Source organism: Citrobacter sp. VF227, from assembly GCF_052950715.1.
In genome coordinates, this window is record NZ_JBRFVF010000009.1 from 47,710 (window position 1) to 69,167 (window position 21,458).

General features: G+C 51.5%; 20 protein-coding genes and 1 pseudogene. 16 read left to right on the plus strand and 5 right to left on the minus strand.

Annotated features, from left to right (window positions below):
• The first annotated feature begins 88 nt into the window (after positions 1 to 88).
• From ACU8YC_RS20765 to ACU8YC_RS20780, 4 genes are all read left to right on the plus strand, one after another.
• The gene (locus tag ACU8YC_RS20765; RefSeq protein WP_003826594.1) at positions 89 to 457 is read left to right on the plus strand and encodes a diacylglycerol kinase; all 369 of its coding nucleotides are present in this window, start codon (positions 89 to 91) and stop codon (positions 455 to 457) included.
• Between the two features lie 109 nt (positions 458 to 566).
• Positions 567 to 1,175 (plus strand): transcriptional repressor LexA, encoded by a 609-nt coding sequence (gene lexA / locus ACU8YC_RS20770; protein ID WP_003826596.1) that lies wholly within the window; start codon positions 567 to 569, stop codon positions 1,173 to 1,175.
• Positions 1,176 to 1,245: 70 nt separating this feature from the next.
• Complete coding sequence (dinF, locus tag ACU8YC_RS20775) at positions 1,246 to 2,565, plus strand: MATE family efflux transporter DinF (RefSeq protein ID WP_187260062.1); 1,320 nt, start codon at positions 1,246 to 1,248, stop codon at positions 2,563 to 2,565.
• A gap of 136 nt (positions 2,566 to 2,701) precedes the next feature.
• On the plus strand, positions 2,702 to 2,911 hold the full coding sequence (locus ACU8YC_RS20780; protein ID WP_003031706.1) for a CsbD family protein: 210 nt from the start codon (positions 2,702 to 2,704) through the stop codon (positions 2,909 to 2,911).
• Positions 2,912 to 2,959: 48 nt separating this feature from the next.
• Here the strand turns inward: ACU8YC_RS20780 and zur are convergent, their stop codons facing one another.
• A complete protein-coding gene (zur, locus tag ACU8YC_RS20785) occupies positions 2,960 to 3,478 on the minus strand; it encodes a zinc uptake transcriptional repressor Zur (protein WP_151218068.1) in 519 nt (172 codons plus the stop codon).
• A 115-nt stretch (positions 3,479 to 3,593) separates the two neighbouring features.
• Here zur and ACU8YC_RS20790 point away from each other — a divergent pair, with 115 nt between their 5' ends.
• From ACU8YC_RS20790 to pspG, 3 genes are all read left to right on the plus strand, one after another.
• A complete protein-coding gene (locus tag ACU8YC_RS20790; RefSeq protein WP_003031710.1) occupies positions 3,594 to 4,082 on the plus strand; it encodes a cupin domain-containing protein in 489 nt (162 codons plus the stop codon).
• Positions 4,083 to 4,188: 106 nt separating this feature from the next.
• Entirely contained in the window at positions 4,189 to 5,187 is a 999-nt protein-coding gene (gene dusA / locus ACU8YC_RS20795; RefSeq protein ID WP_286543708.1) for a tRNA dihydrouridine(20/20a) synthase DusA, read from the plus strand.
• A gap of 133 nt (positions 5,188 to 5,320) precedes the next feature.
• Positions 5,321 to 5,563, plus strand: a complete 243-nt coding sequence (pspG, locus tag ACU8YC_RS20800) for an envelope stress response protein PspG (protein ID WP_151218066.1) — start codon at positions 5,321 to 5,323, stop codon at positions 5,561 to 5,563.
• A gap of 370 nt (positions 5,564 to 5,933) precedes the next feature.
• Here pspG and ACU8YC_RS20805 read toward each other — a convergent pair whose 3' ends face one another.
• Positions 5,934 to 6,917 (minus strand): quinone oxidoreductase, encoded by a 984-nt coding sequence (locus tag ACU8YC_RS20805; RefSeq protein ID WP_187253976.1) that lies wholly within the window; start codon positions 6,915 to 6,917, stop codon positions 5,934 to 5,936.
• A gap of 64 nt (positions 6,918 to 6,981) precedes the next feature.
• Here ACU8YC_RS20805 and dnaB point away from each other — a divergent pair, with 64 nt between their 5' ends.
• From dnaB to ACU8YC_RS20830, 5 genes are all read left to right on the plus strand, one after another.
• Complete coding sequence (dnaB, locus tag ACU8YC_RS20810) at positions 6,982 to 8,397, plus strand: replicative DNA helicase (RefSeq protein ID WP_061067020.1); 1,416 nt, start codon at positions 6,982 to 6,984, stop codon at positions 8,395 to 8,397.
• A 16-nt stretch (positions 8,398 to 8,413) separates the two neighbouring features.
• Positions 8,414 to 9,493, plus strand: coding sequence for an alanine racemase (alr, locus tag ACU8YC_RS20815; RefSeq protein WP_187253975.1), 1,080 nt, complete (start codon positions 8,414 to 8,416; stop codon positions 9,491 to 9,493).
• Between the two features lie 133 nt (positions 9,494 to 9,626).
• On the plus strand, positions 9,627 to 10,820 hold the full coding sequence (gene tyrB, locus ACU8YC_RS20820; RefSeq protein ID WP_151218065.1) for an aromatic amino acid transaminase: 1,194 nt from the start codon (positions 9,627 to 9,629) through the stop codon (positions 10,818 to 10,820).
• Between the two features lie 184 nt (positions 10,821 to 11,004).
• Positions 11,005 to 11,718: an acid phosphatase AphA gene (gene aphA / locus ACU8YC_RS20825; protein WP_151218064.1), complete on the plus strand. Its 714-nt coding sequence runs from the start codon at positions 11,005 to 11,007 to the stop codon at positions 11,716 to 11,718.
• Between the two features lie 119 nt (positions 11,719 to 11,837).
• A complete protein-coding gene (locus ACU8YC_RS20830; RefSeq protein ID WP_151218063.1) occupies positions 11,838 to 12,191 on the plus strand; it encodes an MmcQ/YjbR family DNA-binding protein in 354 nt (117 codons plus the stop codon).
• Positions 12,192 to 12,232: 41 nt separating this feature from the next.
• On the opposite strand, the gene uvrA is transcribed toward ACU8YC_RS20830, so the two are convergent.
• The gene (gene uvrA, locus ACU8YC_RS20835; protein ID WP_016155358.1) at positions 12,233 to 15,055 is read right to left on the minus strand and encodes an excinuclease ABC subunit UvrA; all 2,823 of its coding nucleotides are present in this window, start codon (positions 15,053 to 15,055) and stop codon (positions 12,233 to 12,235) included.
• Between the two features lie 252 nt (positions 15,056 to 15,307).
• Here uvrA and ssb1 point away from each other — a divergent pair, with 252 nt between their 5' ends.
• Both ssb1 and ACU8YC_RS20845 read left to right on the plus strand, forming a co-directional pair.
• Entirely contained in the window at positions 15,308 to 15,832 is a 525-nt protein-coding gene (gene ssb1, locus ACU8YC_RS20840; protein ID WP_003826621.1) for a single-stranded DNA-binding protein SSB1, read from the plus strand.
• Between the two features lie 191 nt (positions 15,833 to 16,023).
• Positions 16,024 to 17,796, plus strand: a pseudogene (locus ACU8YC_RS20845) (autotransporter outer membrane beta-barrel domain-containing protein); the annotation flags it as partial.
• Between the two features lie 83 nt (positions 17,797 to 17,879).
• Here the strand turns inward: ACU8YC_RS20845 and ACU8YC_RS20850 are convergent.
• Positions 17,880 to 18,161 carry a YjcB family protein gene (locus ACU8YC_RS20850; protein WP_151218062.1) on the minus strand — a complete coding sequence of 94 codons (282 nt, stop codon included), beginning with the start codon at positions 18,159 to 18,161 and terminating at the stop codon, positions 17,880 to 17,882.
• Between the two features lie 554 nt (positions 18,162 to 18,715).
• Here ACU8YC_RS20850 and ACU8YC_RS20855 point away from each other — a divergent pair.
• Entirely contained in the window at positions 18,716 to 20,302 is a 1,587-nt protein-coding gene (locus ACU8YC_RS20855; protein WP_414078468.1) for an EAL domain-containing protein, read from the plus strand.
• Positions 20,303 to 20,304: 2 nt separating this feature from the next.
• Here the strand turns inward: ACU8YC_RS20855 and soxS are convergent, their stop codons facing one another.
• Positions 20,305 to 20,628 (minus strand): superoxide response transcriptional regulator SoxS, encoded by a 324-nt coding sequence (gene soxS / locus ACU8YC_RS20860; protein WP_003031731.1) that lies wholly within the window; start codon positions 20,626 to 20,628, stop codon positions 20,305 to 20,307.
• 86 nt (positions 20,629 to 20,714) lie between these two features.
• On the opposite strand from soxS, the gene soxR reads away from it, so the two are divergent.
• Positions 20,715 to 21,173, plus strand: coding sequence for a redox-sensitive transcriptional activator SoxR (gene soxR / locus ACU8YC_RS20865; protein ID WP_003031733.1), 459 nt, complete (start codon positions 20,715 to 20,717; stop codon positions 21,171 to 21,173).
• Positions 21,174 to 21,458: the final 285 nt, after the last annotated feature.

The following is a 21,458-nucleotide window of genomic DNA, read 5'->3' on the forward strand; positions in this document are numbered from 1 at the left end:
ATACTTCGCGCTGCTTTGCCACCCCCTGAAACAAACGGGGTAACGTTACAATGACATTGACGCTAATAATGTAAAAAGGTTCTTTTTGATGGCCAATAATACCACTGGATTCACCCGAATTATCAAAGCTGCAGGCTATTCCTGGAAAGGTTTTCGCGCCGCATGGATCAATGAGGCGGCATTCCGCCAGGAAAGCGTTGCCGTACTGCTGGGCGTAGCTATCGCCTGCTGGCTGGACGTCGATGCGATTACCCGCGTGCTGTTAATTGGTTCCGTGATGCTGGTGATGATCGTTGAAATCCTCAACAGTGCGATTGAGGCGGTGGTTGATCGCATAGGCTCTGAGTATCACGAACTTTCCGGCCGGGCGAAAGATATGGGTTCTGCGGCGGTGTTGTTGTCTATTTTCGTTGCTCTGATCACCTGGGGCATTCTGTTGTGGTCGCATTTGCGATAAGGATTCCACATCTTCATAAATCTCCTGCTTTTTGTGCAGTTTGCGGTTCCAAAATCACCTTTAGCTGTATATACTCACAGCATAACTGTATATACACCCAGGGGGCGGAATGAAAGCGTTAACGGCCAGGCAGCAAGAGGTGTTTGATCTCATTAGAGATCACATCAGCCAGACAGGTATGCCACCGACGCGTGCGGAGATCGCGCAGCGTTTGGGGTTCCGTTCCCCAAACGCTGCTGAAGAACATCTGAAAGCGCTGGCGCGTAAAGGTGTGCTGGAAATTGTCTCCGGTGCATCGCGTGGTATTCGACTGCTGCAGGAAGAAGAAGAAGGATTACCGCTTGTCGGTCGTGTGGCGGCAGGCGAGCCACTTCTGGCGCAGCAGCACATCGAAGGCCACTACCAGGTCGATCCCTCATTGTTCAAACCGAACGCCGATTTTCTGCTGCGGGTTAGCGGTATGTCGATGAAAGATATCGGTATTATGGACGGCGATTTGCTGGCGGTGCATAAAACTCAGGACGTGCGTAACGGACAGGTTGTTGTTGCCCGTATCGACGACGAAGTCACGGTTAAGCGCCTGAAAAAGCAGGGCAACAAGGTTGAACTTCTGCCAGAAAACAGTGAATTTAAACCTATCGTTGTCGATCTGCGCGAGCAAAACTTCACCATTGAAGGGCTGGCGGTAGGCGTCATTCGTAACGGTGAATGGCTGTAATCATGTATTAATACTGTGGCGCATTCTGCGCCACAGCTAGTTTTCACTTCTTTTCATCAGGCTTTCCTGTATGCCTTTCTTTACCGCCTCTGATAAAGCGCTCTGGCACCTCGCCTTACCGATGATCTTCTCCAATATCACCGTTCCCTTGCTGGGGCTGGTGGATACTGCTGTGATTGGTCATCTGGACAGCCCGGTCTATCTTGGCGGCGTTGCTGTCGGGGCCACGGCGACCAGTTTTCTCTTTATGCTGCTTCTTTTTTTGCGCATGAGTACCACCGGTCTTACCGCGCAGGCATTTGGTGCGAAAAATCCACAGGCGCTGGCGCGCGCGCTGGTACAGCCGCTGATGCTGGCACTGGGCGCAGGGGTACTTATCGCGCTGTTTCGCACGCCGATTATCGATTTAGCGCTGCATATTGTCGGGGGAAGTGAACCTGTACTTGAACAAGCCCGGCGTTTCCTTGAAATCCGCTGGCTCAGCGCGCCAGCCTCGCTGGCGAATCTGGTGCTGCTCGGCTGGTTGCTGGGCGTGCAGTATGCGCGAGCGCCGGTTATCCTGCTGATTGTCGGCAATATTCTCAACATTGCGCTCGATTTATGGCTGGTGATGGGTCTGCATATGAACGTGCAGGGTGCGGCACTGGCAACGGTGATTGCTGAATATGCCACACTGCTTATCGGTCTGATGATGGTGCGCAAAGTCCTGCATATGCGCGGAATATCGCTGGCAATGTTGAAACAGGCGTGGCGGGGCAACTTCCGTCGTTTGTTGGCACTCAACCGTGACATCATGCTGCGTTCGCTGCTGTTGCAGCTCTGCTTTGGGGCCATTACGGTGCTGGGGGCGCGTCTGGGAGGCGATATCATTGCGGTTAATGCCGTACTGATGACTTTGCTGACGTTTACCGCTTATGCACTGGACGGATTTGCCTATGCCGTGGAAGCGCATTCGGGCCAGGCCTATGGGGCGCGGGACGGCAGCCAGTTGCTGGATGTCTGGCGAGCAGCGTGTCGACAGTCAGGAATTGTGGCAATCCTTTTTTCGCTGATCTATGCCTTGTTTGGCGAGCAGATTGTGGCGCTGCTGACCTCACTGTCGCAAATCCAACTTTTGGCCGATCGCTATCTTTTCTGGCAGGTGGTTTTACCGCTGGTGGGCGTGTGGTGTTATCTGCTTGACGGTATGTTTATTGGCGCAACGCGGGCTGCAGAAATGCGTAACAGTATGGCCGTTGCCGCAGTGGGATTCGCCTTAACGCTGCTGGCTTTGCCGTGGCTCGGAAATCATGGTTTGTGGCTGGCGTTAACTGTTTTCCTCGCGCTGCGCGGGCTGTCGTTGGCCTTTATCTGGCGGCGTCACTGGCGTAATGGAACCTGGTTTGCCTGATCAGAATGGTTAAAAATTCCGAATAGTAAATAAAACCCAGAATCACTGACTACACTTATTCTCACGTCCAGAGAAAACAGCATGTGTCTGGACATGGCACTCTCGCTATTCACAACCTAACGATGAGGACTTGATGATGAATAAAGACGAAGTCGGCGGCAACTGGAAGCAGTTTAAAGGTAAAGTGAAAGAGCAATGGGGCAAACTGACCGATGATGATATGACGGTCATTGAAGGTAAACGTGACCAACTGGTTGGTAAAGTCCAGGAGCGTTACGGTTACGCCAAAGATCAGGCGGAAAAAGAAGTTAACGATTGGGAAAAACGTAATGATTACCGCTGGTAATTGACCCTTCCCTCCTGAGAGTACAAGGATGTACGCTCTCCCACCTGACTAACGCCCAACTTTCTTCTTCACCTGAATTGTGTGGTCATGCTGGCAGTCGCCTGGATGACGGCATGACTCAACTTCCACACAGGCCGGACACAGCCCGTGGGCTTCAATAACATTATGTCGCAGAGCAAAGCCCATTTTGGCCGCCAGCGTATGCATGATGTCTTCCACACCTTCTGCGCACTCTTCTTTTACCACGCCACAGCGGTCGCAAATGAACATCGCAGAACTGTGCGTTGGCTGATCGAACAGATGACAAAGGACATAGCTGTTGGTGGATTCCACCTTATGCACAAACCCTTGTTCAAGCAGAAAATCGAGCGCGCGATACACGGTTGGTGGTTTGGCCTGCGGCTCGGTTTCCCGCAACAGGTCGAGCAGGTCGTAAGCGCTGATGGCGCCTTCCTGCAGGCTCATCAGTCGCAGCACTTCGAGGCGTTGTGGCGTAAGCCGCACGTTGCGTTGCGCACAGAGTTTTTCAGCTTGAGCCAATAACTCTTGCGTAGTGGTTTTGTCCATTTGGCGCCTCGATTTGCGTGGAAGGTTAATCCCTTACTTTAACATGTTCTGCTTAAAACGCCGAGATCCGCCGCGATGTGCTATACCTGAGCCATCGCAATACTGGAAAATAAACATGAAAAGACCCGATTGTATTCGTCACTGGCGTGAAGTTGAGGGGGCCGATGATTCCACCTACCCAGACAGCGATGAGCTGTTTGCCATAGGAGCGCCGCTTGCCCGCAAATTGGGGTTAGGACGACTCGGCATTCATCATGAACGCCTGCCGCCAGGTCGGCGCACGTCTTACCCGCATGCTGAAAGTGATGAAGAAGAGTTTATCTATGTGCTGGAAGGATATCCTGAGGCCTGGATTAACGGTTATTTATGGAAGCTGGAGCCCGGCGACAGCGTTGGTTTTCCTGCAGGAACCGGGGTGTGTCACACCTTTATCAATAACACCAGTGAAGAGGTGCGCCTGCTGGTCGTGGGTGAGGCGAACAAAAAATACAATCGCATTTATTATCCGCTTAATCCGGTCTATGCCGCCACGCGAGAGGATCGCTGGGTTGACCATCCGCCGCAGTTTTTTGGATCTCACGACGGAAAACCGGGGCGTAAGTAGCGTTGGTCGGCACCAGAGATGGAGAACTGTGAGGATGTGGCTCACTATCGTAACGGTCTATGCTATAGTAGCGCCCCTTTTTTAACCGGATGCTTGAATATTCGCCATGCTGCCTGAATCTCAGTCTACCGCTTTTCCCGCTCATCGTTTTTCTATCGCGCCGATGCTCGACTGGACGGACAGGCACTGCCGCTACTTTTTGCGCTTACTGTCCAGCCAGACGCTCCTCTATACGGAGATGGTAACTACCGGTGCGATCATTCATGGCAAAGGCGATTATCTGGCGTATAGCGAAGAAGAACATCCGGTCGCATTGCAACTGGGTGGGAGCGATCCGGCTGCACTGGCGCAGTGCGCAAAGCTCGCTGAACAGCGGGGGTATGATGAAATTAACCTCAACGTGGGCTGCCCTTCCGATCGTGTTCAAAATGGGATGTTTGGCGCTTGTCTGATGGGAAATGCGCAACTGGTCGCTGATTGCGTCAAAGCGATGCGTGATGTGGTGTCGATACCGGTCACGGTGAAAACCCGTATTGGCATTGATGATCAGGACAGCTACGAATTTCTGTGCGATTTCATCAACACGGTCTCGGGTAACGGCGAATGTGAGATGTTTATCATCCATGCCCGCAAGGCCTGGCTGTCTGGGTTAAGTCCGAAAGAAAACCGCGAAATTCCACCGCTGGATTATGACCGCGTTTATCAGCTAAAGCGCGATTTCCCGCATCTGACGATGTCGATCAATGGCGGCATTAAATCGTTGGCAGAAGCGAAAATCCATTTGCAGCATATGGATGGCGTAATGGTGGGGCGCGAAGCTTATCAAAACCCAGGTATTCTGGCCTCCGTTGACCGCGAGATTTTTGCCGCTACTACTCAGGATGCCGATCCGGTCGCCGTGGTGCGTGCCATGTATCCCTATATTGAGCGTGAACTGAGTAAAGGTACGTATCTTGGACATGTGACGCGTCATATGCTGGGGCTGTTCCAGGGGATTGCTGGGGCCCGTCAGTGGCGTCGTTATCTGAGCGAAAATGCGCATAAAGCCGGGGCAGATATTAACGTTCTGGAACACGCCTTGCAGCTGGTCGCTGACAAGCGTTAATTTTTCACCAAAAGTTAGTGAATTTCACCACGCCCAGCGCTTTGTCGCGGGGCGTTTGCTTTATAAATCAATATAATAATTTTGGCATGTTTCTTGTAATGCAGTGGAGAGTATTTAATTTCGGGAGAGAGCTATGCTGGAACTACTTTTTGTGATTGGGTTTTTTATCATGCTGATGGTCACCGGCGTATCTTTGCTGGGGGTATTGGCCGCATTAGTGGTCGCCACTGCAGTGATGTTTTTGGGCGGACTATTTGCCTTGATGATAAAACTTTTACCCTGGCTGCTACTGGCCGTTGCTGTGGTGTGGATTATCAAGGCGATAAAAGCGCCAAAAGTCCCACAGTATCAGCGTAATAACCGCCGATTTTACTAAGGTATTGAGCGGTACGTCACAACCTGTAACATTGCCTTTAGAACCAAATAGGAATTGATTATCAAATCTGTCACTATTGCCAGGTTAACGAATTCATCGAGCTGTACCCTACATACAGCCGAACTAAAAAAAGAAAGGGCTTCCCACGGGAAGCCCTAATTCTTTATTCCCCCGTCATAATTCAAACCGCAGGTGTGTTGGCTGCTTTCATTCACCCCAGTCACTTACTCCAGTAAGCTCCTGGGGATTCATTCAATTGCCGCGTTACTCAGCTTAAAGCCTAGCCCCTTCAGGGTCAGCGCAAGCACTGCTCAAAAACGCCTAATCATTTTTATCCTGCTGTTTGAATTGTTTAGGGGAAGTCGGAGCATTATGGGATGAGTAAACTCGAGCCCTGCGTGGCCCGGCTTTCCAGTACTTCATGGGCTCGTTGCGCGTCACTTAGCGCAAATTTCTGACCCGGCGCGACATCCACTTTGATCACCCCGCTGGCAATCAGCGAGAACAGCTCATTGCTGGCTTCGGTTAATTCATGGTGGTTGGTGATGTAACCCTGGAGCGAAGGGCGGGTCACGTACAGCGAACCTTTCTGATTCAGAATGCCTAAGTTAACGCCAGTCACCGGTCCGGAGGCGTTACCAAAGCTGACCATCAGCCCTCGACGCTGTAAACAATCCAATGAGGCTTCCCAGGTATCTTTTCCCACTGAGTCATAGACCACCCGCACTTTTTTACCGCCGGTTACCTCTTTCACTCGCTCAACAATGCTCTCTTCACGATAGTTAATGACCTGCCATGCACCGGCCTGCAGCGCAATTTGCGCTTTTTGCGCATTGCCGACGGTACCAATCAGCTTCGCACCCAATGCTTTTGCCCACTGGCAGGCAATCATCCCGACGCCGCCCGCAGCCGCATGGAACAAAAATGGTTCATCAGGCTGAATTTCATAGGTTTTACGCAACAGATAAAAAACAGTTAACCCTTTCAGGAATGAGGCTGCAGCTTGTTCAAATGAGATAGCGTTGGGCAGGATGGCGGCTTTATCGGCCGGAACGTTATGTACTGAGCTGTAAGCGCCAAGCGCAGACTGGGCGTAAACCACGCGATCGCCTGCTTTAATGTGCGTTACTTTACTCCCCACTTTGCTGACTATGCCCGCGGCTTCGGTTCCCAGGCCGCTGGGCAGAGAAGGCGGCGGATAAAGACCACTACGGATGTATGTGTCGATATAGTTGATCCCAATCGCTTTGTTCTCGACCTGGATTTCGTTCTCCGCCGGATCTGCAGGCGTAAACTCGACGACCTGAAGCACTTCAGGACCACCATGCTTGTGAAATTCAATACGCGTTGCCATGCTTCCTCCAAAAGAAATGTGGTAATCTTTCGACCCAATCATTATCTCGGTAACTCCATTCACTATGGCAGGAAATAAACCCTTCAACAAACAACAGACTGATGCTCGTGAGCGCGATCCCCAGGTCGCCGGGCTGAAAGTACCGCCGCACTCGATTGAAGCGGAACAGTCGGTGTTGGGCGGTTTAATGCTGGATAACGAACGCTGGGACGATGTGGCCGAGCGTGTGGTGGCGGAAGATTTTTATACCCGACCGCACCGGCACATCTTCACCGAAATGCATCGACTGCAGGAGATGGGAAAACCCATCGACCTGATCACGCTCGCAGAATCGTTGGAGGTTCAGGGACAACTGGACAGCGTCGGCGGCTTTGCTTACCTGGCTGAGTTATCTAAAAATACCCCAAGTGCGGCGAACATTAGTGCTTATGCGGATATCGTCCGTGAACGTGCTGTTGTTCGTGACATGATTTCGGTTGCGCACGAAATCGCGGAAGCCGGGTTTGATCCGCAAGGCCGTTCCAGTGAAGATCTGCTGGACCTCGCGGAATCACGCGTTTTTAAAATCGCTGAAAGTCGGGCCAACAAAGACGAAGGCCCGAAAAACATCACCGATGTGCTCGACGCAACCGTCGCGCGTATCGAGCAGCTGTTCCAGCAGCCGCACGATGGCGTCACCGGGGTGAACACCGGCTATGACGACCTCAACAAAAAGACGGCGGGTTTGCAGCCGTCAGACTTGATTATCGTCGCCGCGCGTCCGTCGATGGGTAAGACGACATTTGCAATGAACCTCGTCGAAAATGCGGCAATGCTGCAGGATAAGCCGGTTCTTATCTTTAGTCTTGAAATGCCCTCGGAACAGATCATGATGCGTTCCCTGGCTTCGCTTTCACGCGTAGACCAAACCAAAATCCGTACCGGTCAACTGGATGATGAAGACTGGGCGCGAATTTCCGGAACAATGGGTATTTTGCTGGAGAAACGAAACATCTATATTGATGATTCTTCCGGCCTGACGCCAACGGAAGTGCGCTCGCGTGCTCGTCGTATCGCCCGTGAACACGGCGGTATCGGCCTGATCATGATCGACTACCTGCAACTGATGCGCGTGCCGTCGCTCTCCGATAACCGTACGCTGGAAATTGCTGAAATTTCCCGCTCGCTGAAGGCGTTAGCAAAAGAACTGCATGTGCCGGTGGTGGCGCTGTCGCAGCTTAACCGCTCACTGGAACAACGCGCCGACAAACGTCCGGTTAACTCGGATCTGCGTGAATCCGGCTCCATCGAACAGGATGCCGACTTAATCATGTTTATCTATCGTGATGAGGTTTATCACGAAAATAGTGACTTAAAAGGCATCGCCGAAATTATTATTGGTAAGCAGCGTAACGGTCCGATTGGCACGGTGCGCCTGACGTTTAACGGACAGTGGTCCCGCTTCGACAACTATGCTGGCCCCCAATATGATGATGAGTAATTTCTAAGGAACACAAATGCAAGCGGCAACTGTAGTGATTAACCGCCGCGCTCTGCGACACAACCTGCAACGTCTGCGTGAACTGGCTCCTGCCAGCAAACTGGTTGCGGTCGTGAAAGCGAACGCTTACGGCCATGGTCTGTTAGAGACCGCGCGAACGCTCCCCGATGCGGACGCTTTTGGTGTCGCTCGTCTTGAAGAAGCCCTGCGGTTGCGAGCGGGAGGGATCACGCAGCCCATTCTGCTGCTGGAGGGATTTTTTGATGCCTCCGATCTGCCGACGATCTCCGCGCAGCGTCTGCATACTGCCGTCCACAACCAGGAGCAACTTGAAGCCCTGGAAGCCGCAGAATTGGCTGAACCGGTCACCGTCTGGATGAAGCTCGACACGGGAATGCACCGCCTGGGCGTTCGTCCTGAGAAGGCTGAGGCGTTTTATCAGCGCTTGACCCAATGTGAAAACGTGCGTCAACCGGTTAATATCGTCAGCCACTTTGCGCGCGCAGACGAACCTGAATGCGGCGCGACCGAAAAACAGCTCGATATCTTCAATAGCTTTTGCGAGGGCAAACCTGGGCAACGTTCAATTGCCGCGTCGGGGGGAATTTTGCTGTGGCCCCAGTCCCACTTCGACTGGGCGCGTCCGGGGCTGATTCTGTATGGTGTATCGCCGCTGGAAAACCACTCTATCGGCGCCGATTTTGGCTGCCAGCCAGTGATGTCGTTGACCTCCAGCCTGATTGCGGTGCGTGAACACAAGGCGGGCGAACCGGTTGGCTATGGTGGAACCTGGCAGAGTGAGCGCGATACACGTCTGGGCGTGGTGGCGATGGGCTATGGCGACGGTTATCCGCGTGCAGCGCCGTCAGGGACACCGGTGCTGGTTAATGGCCGTGAAGTGCCGATCGTCGGTCGTGTCGCGATGGATATGATCTGCGTCGATTTAGGCCCCGAGGCGCAGGACAAAGCTGGCGATTCGGTGATCCTGTGGGGTGAAGGCCTGCCCGTTGAACGCATTGCTGAAATGACGAAAGTAAGTGCTTACGAACTTATTACGCGCCTGACTTCGCGCGTGGCGATGAAGTATATCGATTAATTAAGCGCATGATATGCCGGATAAGGCGGTTACGCCGCTATCCGGCAATATTCCTCTCAACATCCTCTCGATCTTCTCCTGCTTCCGGTTTATTGTGTTCTTACCCTCTGCCTGTAAACCTGGAGAACCACACGTGTTTCAAAAAGTTGACGCCTACGCTGGCGACCCGATTTTATCGCTTATGGAGCGGTTCAAAGAAGATTCACGTAGCGACAAAGTGAACCTCAGCATTGGCCTGTATTACAACGAAGACGGGATTATTCCTCAGCTTAAAGCGGTCGCGGAAGCGGAAGCCCGACTCAATGCCAAACCGCATGGCGCTTCGCTGTACCTGCCGATGGAAGGTCTGAACGCTTATCGTCATACCATTGCACCACTGCTGTTTGGCGCAGATCATCCGGTTCTCCAGCAGCAGCGCGTCGCAACCATTCAGACGCTGGGCGGCTCCGGCGCGCTAAAGGTTGGCGCAGACTTCCTGAAGCGCTATTTCCCTGATTCTGGCGTGTGGGTTAGCGATCCGACCTGGGAAAACCACATCGCGATTTTTGAAGGTGCTGGATTCAATGTAAGTACTTACCCCTGGTATGACAACACGACCAATGGCGTGCGTTTCAACGACCTGCTGGCAGCGCTGAATACCTTACCCGCGCGTAGCATCGTGCTACTGCATCCGTGCTGCCATAACCCGACAGGGGCGGATTTAACTCCAACGCAGTGGGATGGCGTCATTGAGATCCTGAAAGCACGTGATCTCATCCCATTCCTGGATATTGCTTACCAGGGCTTCGGCGGTGGAATGGAAGATGATGCCTACGCGATCCGCGCCATTGCCAGCGCCGGATTGCCTGCCCTGGTCAGCAATTCATTCTCGAAGATCTTTTCCTTGTACGGTGAACGCGTCGGTGGGCTGTCAGTGGTGTGTGAAGACGCCGATGCCGCCAGCCGCGTTCTGGGGCAGCTAAAAGCGACGGTGCGCCGGAACTACTCCAGTCCGCCAAATTTTGGTGCGCAGGTGGTTGCTGCGGTGTTGGGGGATGACACGCTGAAAGCCAGCTGGCTGGCGGAAGTCGAAGAGATGCGTACCCGTATTCTGGCGATGCGCCAGGAGCTGGTTAACGTATTGAATGCGGAGATCCCGGGCCGTAACTTTGATTACCTGCTGCAACAGCGCGGTATGTTCAGTTATACCGGGCTCAGCGCCGCTCAGGTCGATCGCCTACGCGATGAGTTTGGGGTATACCTGATAGCCAGCGGTCGTATGTGCGTGGCCGGGTTGAATCACAGTAATGTGCAGCGCGTGGCGAAGGCATTTGCCGCCGTCATGTAACCGGGTGTACAGGCCTGATACGCGTCGCGAGATCAGGCCTGTTTTCCAATGTGATCATGCTCCTTTTCCTGGACAAAACCAGAGAAAATCCTTCCTTTCCCTTCCCCCAAGGGGTAATGTCAGATAGTTTTTTGACCAGTTGTTAATAAAAAAATGATAACTAACTGACTACTTAGGGAAAAATATGCGCAAGTTTACCCTGGCACTAAGTGCCGTTTGTTTATTGTTCACGTTAAATCAGCCCGTTCAGGCGTTAGTTTCCTCTCCCTCTCAGCTTAACCCCGGCACCAACGTTGCAAAACTCGCTGAGCAGGCTCCCATTCATTGGGTCTCCGTGGCACAAATCGAAAACAGTTTGACCGGGCGCCCGCCGATGGCCGTCGGGTTTGATATTGATGACACCGTCCTCTTTTCCAGCCCGGGCTTCTGGCGCGGTAAAAAAACGTATTCCCCGGACAGTGAGGATTACCTGAAGAATCCGGCCTTCTGGGAAAAAATGAACAATGGCTGGGATGAATTTAGTATTCCAAAAGAAGTGGCGCGTCAGTTGATTGATATGCATGTGCGTCGTGGCGACCGCATCTTTTTCGTGACCGGGCGTAGTCAGACCAAGACCGAAACGGTATCGAAAACGCTGGCCGATAACTTTCACATTCCGGCCGGTAATATGAATCCGGTCATTTTTGCCGGTGATAAACCCGGTCAGAACACTAAAACACAGTGGCTGCAGGATAAAAGCATCCGCATGTTCTACGGTGACTCCGACAATGACATCACCGCCGCTCGCGACGTGGGTATTCGCGGTATTCGTATTTTGCGCGCCTCTAACTCCACTTATAAACCGCTGCCGCAGGCTGGCGCGTTTGGTGAAGAGGTGATCGTCAACTCGGAGTATTGAGAAGACGGAATGCTGATTTTTTAAACAAATTTACGCTACTGGCTTTTACCTTTTGCGGACTTGCTGCACACTGAATAAAGATGTTCTCATTAGGCAATATGCTGGTAAGGGGAATAAAGATGACGAATTCGGAGTTGCTGCAATACTGCATGGCAAAAACGGGTGCGGAGCAGAGCGTGCACAGTGACTGGAAAGCCACGCAAATCAAAGTTGAAGATGTACTCTTTGCAATGGTCAAAGAGGTCGAAGGTCGCCCGGCGGTTTCTCTGAAAACCAGCCCTGAACTCGCAGAATTGCTGCGTCAGCAACATAAAGACGTGCGTCCCAGCCGTCATCTCAATAAAGCGCACTGGAGCACGGTGTATCTTGATGGCTCGCTGCCAGATTCACAGATCTACTATCTGGTAGATGCCTCCTGGCAACAGGCTGTAAATACGCTGCCGGAAGATAAACGTAAGTTGCTGGTGCAATAATTTACCGCTTCCTGTTGCGCCAGGAAGCGGTACGGGGATACTTACAACAGCGGTTTGAGGAAACGAGCCGTGTGTGAGGCTTCACATTCAGCGACCGTCTCCGGTGTGCCGGAGACTAAAATTTCCCCGCCGCCGCTGCCGCCTTCCGGACCGAGATCGACAATCCAGTCTGCGGTTTTAATCACGTCCAGATTGTGCTCAATCACCACGATGGTGTTGCCCTGATCCCGAAGCTGATGCAGCACGTCCAGCAGTTGCTGAATATCCGCAAAATGCAGGCCAGTGGTTGGCTCATCGAGAATATACAGCGTCTGTCCGGTACCGCGTTTGGACAACTCACGCGCCAGCTTCACGCGCTGCGCTTCACCGCCCGAGAGCGTGGTGGCAGACTGGCCGAGGCGGATGTACGTCAGACCAACGTCCATCAGCGTTTGCAGCTTACGCGCCAGCGCCGGAACGGCATCGAAGAACTCACGTGCTTCTTCAATCGTCATATCCAGCACTTCGTGGATAGTCTTGCCCTTGTACTTAATCTCCAGCGTTTCGCGGTTATAGCGCTTACCTTTGCACTGATCGCACGGCACGTAGATATCTGGCAGGAAGTGCATTTCCACTTTGATCACGCCATCGCCCTGACAGGCTTCGCAGCGTCCACCGCGGACGTTAAAGCTGAAACGACCCGGCGTGTAACCGCGTGCACGGGACTCCGGCACGCCGGCAAACAGTTCGCGCACTGGCGTAAATACCCCGGTGTAGGTTGCCGGGTTAGATCGCGGGGTACGGCCAATTGGGCTTTGGTCAATATCGATGACTTTGTCGAAATGTTCCAGACCCTGAACATCGCGATACGGCGCAGGTTCCGCCAGCGTCGCACCGTTCAGCGCCGTCTGCGCAATGGGGAACAGCGTATCGTTGATCAGCGTCGATTTACCTGAGCCGGAAACCCCGGTAATGCAGGTAAATAAACCAACCGGCAGCGTCAGGGTGACATCTTTCAGGTTGTTACCGCGTGCGCCGGTGAGCTTCAGCACTTTTTCCGGATCAGCTGCCACGCGCTGTTTCGGTACTTCAATTTTGCGCTTACCGCTCATGTACTGGCCGGTCAGCGACTCAGGCACCGCCATAATATCTTTTAGCGTTCCTTCGGCAACCACCTGGCCGCCGTGAACGCCCGCGCCGGGACCGATGTCGATAACGTGGTCAGCGGCGCGAATCGCATCTTCATCGTGTTCGACCACAATCACGGTATTACCCAGGTTACGCAGATGGATAAGCGTACCCAGCAGTCGTTCATTATCGCGCTGATGCAGACCAATAGACGGCTCATCCAGCACGTACATTACGCCGACCAGTCCTGCGCCGATCTGACTTGCCAGACGAATACGCTGGGCTTCGCCGCCGGAGAGCGTTTCGGCTGAACGCGACAGCGTCAGATAGTTGAGGCCGACGTTGACCAGGAACTTCAGACGATCGCCAATCTCTTTAAGGATTTTCTCTGCAATCTTCGCCCGCTGACCTGCAAGTTTCAGGTTGTTGAAGAAATCCATCGCATGACCGATGCTCATGTCGGAAATCGCGGGCAGTGGCGTATTTTCGACAAATACGTGGCGGGCTTCCCGGCGTAAACGCGTCCCTTCACAGCTGGCGCACGGCCGGTTACTGATGAATTTGGCTAATTCTTCGCGTACCGCGCTGGATTCCGTCTCTTTATAACGGCGCTCCATATTGTGTAATACGCCTTCGAACGGGTGACGACGTACGGACGTATCGCCGCGATCGTTCATGTATTTGAATTCGATATTTTCTTTACCCGAACCATACAGCACCACTTTATGCACAGCAGGGTTCAGGCTGGCCCATGGGGCTTCGACGTCGAACTTATAGTGCTCCGCCAGCGACTTAAGCATCTGGAAGTAATAGAAGTTACGACGATCCCAACCGCGGATGGCGCCACCGGCCAGCGACAGTTCCGGGTTTTGGATCACCCGGTCAGGATCGAAATACTGCTGCACGCCGAGACCGTCACAGGTTGGGCACGCACCCGCCGGGTTGTTGAACGAGAACAGGCGGGGTTCCAGTTCGCGCATACTGTAGCCGCAAATCGGGCAGGCAAAGTTGGCGGAGAACAGTAGCTCTTCCGCTTTCGGGTCGTCCATATCGGCGACCACCGCCGTACCACCGGACAGTTCCAGCGCGGTTTCAAAGGATTCAGCCAGTCGCTGAGTGAGGTCATCGCGGACTTTAAAGCGGTCAATCACCACTTCAATGGTGTGTTTCTTTTGCAGCTCCAGCTTGGGCGGATCGGAAAGGTCACACACTTCGCCGTCGATACGGGCGCGGATATAGCCCTGGCCCGCCAGGTTTTCCAGTGTTTTGGTGTGCTCGCCTTTACGCTCCTTAATTACCGGCGCCAGTAACATCAGACGTTTGCCTTCCGGCTGCGACAGCACGTTGTCCACCATCTGGCTAACGGTCTGCGCCGCCAGGGGAACGTCGTGATCCGGGCAGCGCGGCTCGCCAACGCGGGCAAACAGCAGGCGCAGATAGTCGTGAATTTCGGTAATCGTACCTACCGTGGATCGCGGGTTATGAGATGTCGATTTTTGTTCAATTGAGATGGCAGGAGACAGCCCCTCAATGTGGTCGACATCCGGTTTTTCCATCAGTGACAGAAACTGACGCGCGTAAGCTGAAAGGGATTCAACGTAACGACGTTGCCCTTCGGCATACAGGGTGTCGAAAGCAAGCGAAGATTTGCCTGAGCCCGAAAGCCCAGTGACGACAATCAGCTTGTCGCGCGGGATGACGAGGTTGATGTTTTTGAGATTATGGGTGCGGGCGCCCCGAACTTCGATCTTATCCATTCATCTTTCCCGGATTAAACGCTTTTTTTGCCTGGCTGCATGGTGCTACCGGCGATCACAAACGGTTAATTATGACACAACTTGACCTGAATGGATATACAGTATTGGAATGCAAAACGCATGTTCCTGTGCAACAATGTTTGACGGGGATTGTTTACTGGAATCGATCTCGCAACGTAGTAAAAGCGCTATTGGAAATGCTACAATCCCGCGCTTACACTTATTCAGTAACGTTTTTCAGGAGACACGATCATGGCCAGCAGAGGCGTAAACAAGGTGATTCTCGTCGGTAATCTGGGCCAGGACCCGGAAGTACGCTATATGCCGAATGGTGGCGCAGTTGCCAACATTACGCTGGCTACTTCCGAATCCTGGCGTGATAAAGCGACCGGCGAAATGAAAGAGCAGACTGAATGGCACCGCGTTGTGCTGTTTGGCAAACTGGCGGAAGTGGCCAGTGAATATCTGCGTAAAGGCTCCCAGGTCTATATCGAAGGTCAGCTGCGTACCCGCAAATGGACCGATCAGTCCGGCGTAGAAAAGTACACCACTGAAGTTGTTGTTAACGTTGGCGGCACCATGCAAATGCTGGGTGGTCGTCAGGGCGGTGGTGCTCCGGCAGGTGGCGGTCAGCAGCAAGGGGGTTGGGGTCAGCCTCAGCAGCCGCAGGGCGGCAATCAGTTCAGCGGCGGCGCGCAGTCTCGTCCGCAGCAGTCCGCTCCGGCAGCGCCGTCTAACGAACCGCCGATGGACTTCGACGACGATATCCCGTTCTAAGATAGCTGAACGCATTAACGTTCTAATTTATGAAAACCCCGTTGCGACGGGGTTTTTTTATATTTCTTATTCAGAATTAATTATTCGGTATTTTCTGGTTTATCATCGCAGCTTTATGATTCATTTAATACGAACTAATCTACGCTAATATTCGGTAATATTTATTGGTGGTTACGGCGAATGAAAATTAAGCTACGCTGGCAAATAATTGAATCTATGCGCGTGGTGTAGGTTCTACTATTACGGCAAACAGTGGCGATGTTTACATTAATACTTACGCCAGCAATTTCAAAGAACTGCTGGAGAACAATAGTGGTTATCCTGATGGCTCATCAAAAAGTGATGCGGTTAGTGCTAAAGATGGTGGTGTCGTAAATATTAATCAGTCAGGTGAGAACAAGGTTAATTTGTTAGGAAATATCGACTTCGGAGATAGAATATATGCTCATACCAGCCAGATGAATATTACGCTCAATGGTGCGGAATCATTTTGGCATGGACATGAGGCGAATGTTCTGGACATCGCTAGTGGTAAATGGGCCGGAGATTTGAATCTGACGCTGATGAATAATGCTTACTGGATCCCGGATGGCAAAGACGCTCAGATCAGCGCCATCACCTTGCAAGACGGCGGGACGATAAACCTGCACGGTTTTAACCTGCATACCAATCAGAGCATCAACGAAACCGTGAAGATTCACGATCTGAAAGGCAACAACGGTATTTTCCTGATTGATGTAAATACAAATAAAACCGATGAGCAGCGGCGTAATGGGAGCGACTTTATCGAAGTCGTTAAGAGTAGCACGGGGGGAACTCATGCTATTGAGGCGTTAAATATTAATAAGCTTAGCGATCTGCAAGAAGATATCTGGGTTGCCGATGCCGCCAGCAATGTGATGTTCGAAGCTTACGATAAAATCGATATCACTAACGAGTATGTATACGACTATAAACCGCTACTGCGTTCTGATATTCGGGAAGGTGATCCGGGAAGCCAGTATGGCACAAACTGGTATATTACGGGGGTTTCAACAAAAGCCAGTGCGGGTAGCAACACCGCGATTGCTAATGCCGGGTTAAACTACGCGGTGGCCACCGCCCGTCTCGAAATCGACAGCCTGAATAAACGTTTAGGGGAATTACGCCAGAACCAACAGCAAAATGGTCTGTGGATACGTTATAAAGGCGGCGAAATGGAAAGCGATAATGGCAGCTACTTCAAAAACTTGTACAGCTTCTGGCAACTGGGTTATGACAATAAAGAAGAAAGTGAACAATCAGTCTGGACGCGAGGTATTGCGGCGCATTACATGAGAGGTAACGCTGACTTTACTTATGGCACGGGCGATAACAAGAGCTACGGTGGTTCACTTTATGCTGCATGGAACCGTCCGGAGAAACAAGACTACCTGGATCTGGTACTGAAATATAGCCGCCATGAGAGTGATTTTAACTACCGAAATGTGTACGGCAATATGGGGGTGGCGGATAGCAGTACGTGGTCAATTAGCGCCAGCGCAGAATATGGTCGTGAGTTTAGTCTGGGAGAATCCTCTTTCATCGAACCGCAAGCACAGCTCGTGTATACCCGGTTGGATGAAGCTCGTTATACCACCAGCAGCGGGCTACGGGTTCGTCAGAATGATATCGATAGCGTGATCGGTCGTGTCGGATTGCGAGGAGGTTATCGATTTGAAGAACGCCCGGACAGCGACATTTATGTGAAGCTGGATCTGCTGCATGAGTTTGCTGGCGATCGTGATGTCACTGTGTGGGGTAAAGACGCGTCCATGACGGTCCGCGAGGGAGGAAGTGACTCGTGGATCAACTACGGTATTGGAACCAATATCCATCTCACTCAGAACAATAATTCTCGACTGTACGTTGACCTGGAAAGGTCAGCTGGAGGCGACATTGATATGAACTGGCAGGTGAACGCAGGGTTCCGTATGGAGTGGTAAGCGGTTACCGGAACGTCAGTAGAATCGTTATCGCTTAAAACGGTGTCCGACCGGGTATATTCTGGTCGGACACACTGTTGTTATCAGTTCAACACCATCGGCCATTCTGGCGGTGTGTGGCTCATCATTTCGACCATCACGGTTTCAATATTCTTCCAGATCGTGGAAATATCCACCAGGGTTATGCCGAGCAATCCGGTCGCAAACCAGCAGGCAAAAACCAACCCTAAACCGCTGCTAATGACGGCCAGGCCAATATAGTCTGATTTACGAAAACGGATATTGAGCGTACTGGCTAAAAACATCAGCACTGCACTGAGTAATTGCCACCGCAGAAGAACCACGCCAGTTGTTATTGTTGCCATGAAAAACGTCCTCAGAAAGTCTGGATGCCCAGGACAGCGCGGGGGTGTTCACCGAGGGTGTAGTACTCTGGCTATCGACGGGCAATAACATGAATGAAACATTGTTTCTGTTACATGATTTTTGTGAACTATATCACAAGTGTTCGTTTGTTCACCAGTGCTGGACGTTATTTTTGCTGGATTATAACCATTATTAATGTATGGTTATTTTTGAAAAGGCTACTGATACTAAATAATCAATCTTAAAGGTGCATTTACGCCACTAGTTTAATTCATCTTAAATTAATTGTTAAAAAAATTTAATGAATTTCTTAAATGCAACCAGGATAGTGCTCATAAAAAATTAACGTTCTCGGGATAATAACATTGTGAAATAAGCGTAACTTTAAGTTTGCATTACGGAAAAATAATATCATCCCCAACTATTATCAGACTTTTACATAGAGACGTCTGTTGCTAATACTGATAGATTCATGCAAGTTAACTAGCTGGTGTTTATAGCATCACTGCCGTGACAGGTACTGGCATAGACAAAACAGGGACATAAGGCTGACATGAATCACAGTGCGCGACGCAAGATGCTGAAGTTGCTGGGAACATTCATGGTGGTATTGCTCCCCGTGGTGCTGGCATTATGGTTTGCTCAAATCCGGGCGATGTCCGAAACCCGTAATGAACTTCACTCTTTTGCTCAACTGGTCTTAAATAAAACAGAATTAGTGATCCAACAAGCCGATTTAGCACGTGATATGGCCCAGTTGTATCAAGGTGAGATGTGTACCCCAACACATCAGAAAAGTATGCTGAATATAATTCGCGGTCGTTTATATATCAGCGAGCTAATTTATGCCCAGGGCGATCATTTTTTGTGCTCTACGTCGATGGTGCCATCCACTACCTATATTATGCCGACCGCAGACTATAAACGTACGCCGGACATCTCGATCTATTACTATCGCGATACCCCGTTTTTTGCTGGCTACCGAATGACGTATATGCAACGAGGAAACTACGTTGTCGTCATCAATCCGTTATCTTACAGCGAAGTCATGTCAGATGACCCTGACCTGTCCTGGGGCGTGTATGACACGGTAACGGATTCCTTTTTCTCTGCCAGCGAAGGGGCGCACATTGATCAATTCTCGCCGCTGGTGGGCGGCGAAGCCTCTACCTTCCCGTTGGCGGATCGCTTCTATACTATTGTGCGTTCAGAAAAACGGCCAATCGCGATTATTGTGTCGACCTCGGATAAACGCATAAATTCGATTTTTTATCACGAGGCTGCATTAACGGTTCCTTTCGGGATTATCTGCAGCATCCTGATGCTGTTAATGTGGTGGCGTACGCGTCAGGAATACCTCTCTCCCCGTCGTTTATTAAAACGCGCAATCAAAAAACGTCACCTGTGCCTGTACTACCAGCCGATCATTGATATCACAAACGGTCAGTGCGTAGGGGCCGAGGCTTTGCTGCGCTGGCCGGACTGTAAAGGTGAGGTGATGAGTCCGAGCGAGTTTATTCCTCTGGCTGAAAAAGAGGGAATGATGGAGCGGATCACGGATTACGTGGTTGAAGAGGTGTTCAACGATTTGGGGTATTTTCTGTCGGCACATCCCCAGCTTTATATCTCGATAAATCTCTCCGCGTCTGATTTTCATTCATCCCGACTCATTGCCCTGATTACTGACAAAAACCGTGAGTACTCCGTGGCGGCCCGACAAATTAAAGTTGAGGTAACGGAGCGCGGGTTTGTTGATGTAGATAAAATGACGCCGGTAATCCAGGCGTTCCGCCAGGCGGGTTATGAAGTGGCGTTTGATGATTTTGGCACGGGGTATTCCAATCTACATAATTTGTCCGCGCTGAATGTCGATATCCTGAAGATCGATAAATCATTTATTAGTACTCTGTCCACTAACAGTACCAGCCACATGATTGCCGAACATATCATTGAGATGGCACAAAGCTTACATCTGAAGACGATCGCTGAAGGGGTTGAAACGACAGAGCAAGTCGAGTGGCTGCGGGAACGCGGCGTACAGTATTGTCAGGGCTGGTATTTTGCGAAAGCGCTGCCGCTGCAGGAGTTCATACGCTGGATACAACGGTCGCCCGCCATACTGACGCAGAGCGGGCAATAATCTTACAGGCGGTGGCGGTAATCGCTTGGAGTACGATCAAACTCACGACGAAACACGCGAGAGAAGGTTTGTTGCGATACATAACCAAGATCCATCGCAATGTCGAAAATAGGTCGCTCAGTCGTCCTCAGTTCAACCGCCGCCAGCAGAAGTCGGCGTTGGCGGATGTAGTCGCCCAGCGTCTGGCGCGTCACCGTGCGGAACATTCTCTGTAAATACCACTTCGAGTAACCTGATTTTTTCGCAACCGCCTCAATGTTCAGCGGCTGATCAATATGTTCATCAATCCATTCAATAAGGGTCTGAATAATCTGCTGATGGGACATAGGGCTGCCTCTTTTTCAGTATTCGATTCGTCGTTTTGCCTGCGAGTGAGTATAATTCCTCAAGTTAACTTGAGGTAAAGCAATTTATGGAAAAGAAATTACCCCGAATAAAAGCGCTGCTCACACCAGGTGAAGTCGCAAAGCGTAGCGGTGTGGCGGTATCGACCCTGCATTTCTATGAAAGCAAAGGGTTAATCAGCAGTATGCGCAACAGCGGTAACCAGCGTCGGTACAAACGTGATGTGTTGCGTTACGTGGCGATTATCAAGATTGCTCAACGTATTGGGATCCCGCTGGCAACGATCGGCGACGCGCTGGGCGTATTACCTGAAGGACATTCACTTAGCGCTAAAGAGTGGAAACAACTCTCTTCGCAATGGCGTGAAGAGCTGGATCGACGCATTCATACTTTGGTGTCACTGCGCGATGAGCTTGATGGGTGTATTGGTTGCGGCTGCTTGTCGCGCAGCGATTGCCCGTTGCGTAACCCAGGCGATCAGCTGGGCGAGCAAGGAACCGGGGCGCGGCTGCTGGAAGACGATTGATTGGTATAAAACTAAAGCGCCACAGAGGGCGCTTTAGTTTGGTTCCGGTCTTTGTCTTTCACTCTATCCCGCTGGTTCACGGGAGGGTTTCCCCCGACATCAACACCCCTCAGTCGAGCACATTAGGGGAGGTTCCGGTTTGTGTTGATAAGGTAAGTGTAAGCCACCTCTCACCATTTGCCAGTGAAATGGTTATTTTTTAGCCAAAAAAAATTCCCGCATCTTCACCTGTTTTTTTGCGCGAGTTTGCGTGAAAAAGGAACACTCATGTTGTAATCACGCCGC

Excerpts from the sequence above, each read along its gene's own strand:
- ACU8YC_RS20765 (WP_003826594.1), top strand. The coding sequence starts at position 89 with ATGGCCAATAATACCACTGGATTCACCCGAATTATCAAAGCTGCAGGC.
- lexA (WP_003826596.1), top strand. The coding sequence starts at position 567 with ATGAAAGCGTTAACGGCCAGGCAGCAAGAGGTGTTTGATCTCATTAGA.
- dinF (WP_187260062.1), top strand. The coding sequence starts at position 1,246 with ATGCCTTTCTTTACCGCCTCTGATAAAGCGCTCTGGCACCTCGCCTTA.
- ACU8YC_RS20780 (WP_003031706.1), top strand. The coding sequence starts at position 2,702 with ATGAATAAAGACGAAGTCGGCGGCAACTGGAAGCAGTTTAAAGGTAAA.
- zur (WP_151218068.1), bottom strand. The coding sequence starts at position 3,478 with ATGGACAAAACCACTACGCAAGAGTTATTGGCTCAAGCTGAAAAACTC.
- ACU8YC_RS20790 (WP_003031710.1), top strand. The coding sequence starts at position 3,594 with ATGAAAAGACCCGATTGTATTCGTCACTGGCGTGAAGTTGAGGGGGCC.
- dusA (WP_286543708.1), top strand. The coding sequence starts at position 4,189 with ATGCTGCCTGAATCTCAGTCTACCGCTTTTCCCGCTCATCGTTTTTCT.
- pspG (WP_151218066.1), top strand. The coding sequence starts at position 5,321 with ATGCTGGAACTACTTTTTGTGATTGGGTTTTTTATCATGCTGATGGTC.
- ACU8YC_RS20805 (WP_187253976.1), bottom strand. The coding sequence starts at position 6,917 with ATGGCAACGCGTATTGAATTTCACAAGCATGGTGGTCCTGAAGTGCTT.
- dnaB (WP_061067020.1), top strand. The coding sequence starts at position 6,982 with ATGGCAGGAAATAAACCCTTCAACAAACAACAGACTGATGCTCGTGAG.
- alr (WP_187253975.1), top strand. The coding sequence starts at position 8,414 with ATGCAAGCGGCAACTGTAGTGATTAACCGCCGCGCTCTGCGACACAAC.
- aphA (WP_151218064.1), top strand. The coding sequence starts at position 11,005 with ATGCGCAAGTTTACCCTGGCACTAAGTGCCGTTTGTTTATTGTTCACG.
- ACU8YC_RS20830 (WP_151218063.1), top strand. The coding sequence starts at position 11,838 with ATGACGAATTCGGAGTTGCTGCAATACTGCATGGCAAAAACGGGTGCG.
- uvrA (WP_016155358.1), bottom strand. The coding sequence starts at position 15,055 with ATGGATAAGATCGAAGTTCGGGGCGCCCGCACCCATAATCTCAAAAAC.
- ssb1 (WP_003826621.1), top strand. The coding sequence starts at position 15,308 with ATGGCCAGCAGAGGCGTAAACAAGGTGATTCTCGTCGGTAATCTGGGC.
- ACU8YC_RS20850 (WP_151218062.1), bottom strand. The coding sequence starts at position 18,161 with ATGGCAACAATAACAACTGGCGTGGTTCTTCTGCGGTGGCAATTACTC.
- ACU8YC_RS20855 (WP_414078468.1), top strand. The coding sequence starts at position 18,716 with ATGAATCACAGTGCGCGACGCAAGATGCTGAAGTTGCTGGGAACATTC.
- soxS (WP_003031731.1), bottom strand. The coding sequence starts at position 20,628 with ATGTCCCATCAGCAGATTATTCAGACCCTTATTGAATGGATTGATGAA.
- soxR (WP_003031733.1), top strand. The coding sequence starts at position 20,715 with ATGGAAAAGAAATTACCCCGAATAAAAGCGCTGCTCACACCAGGTGAA.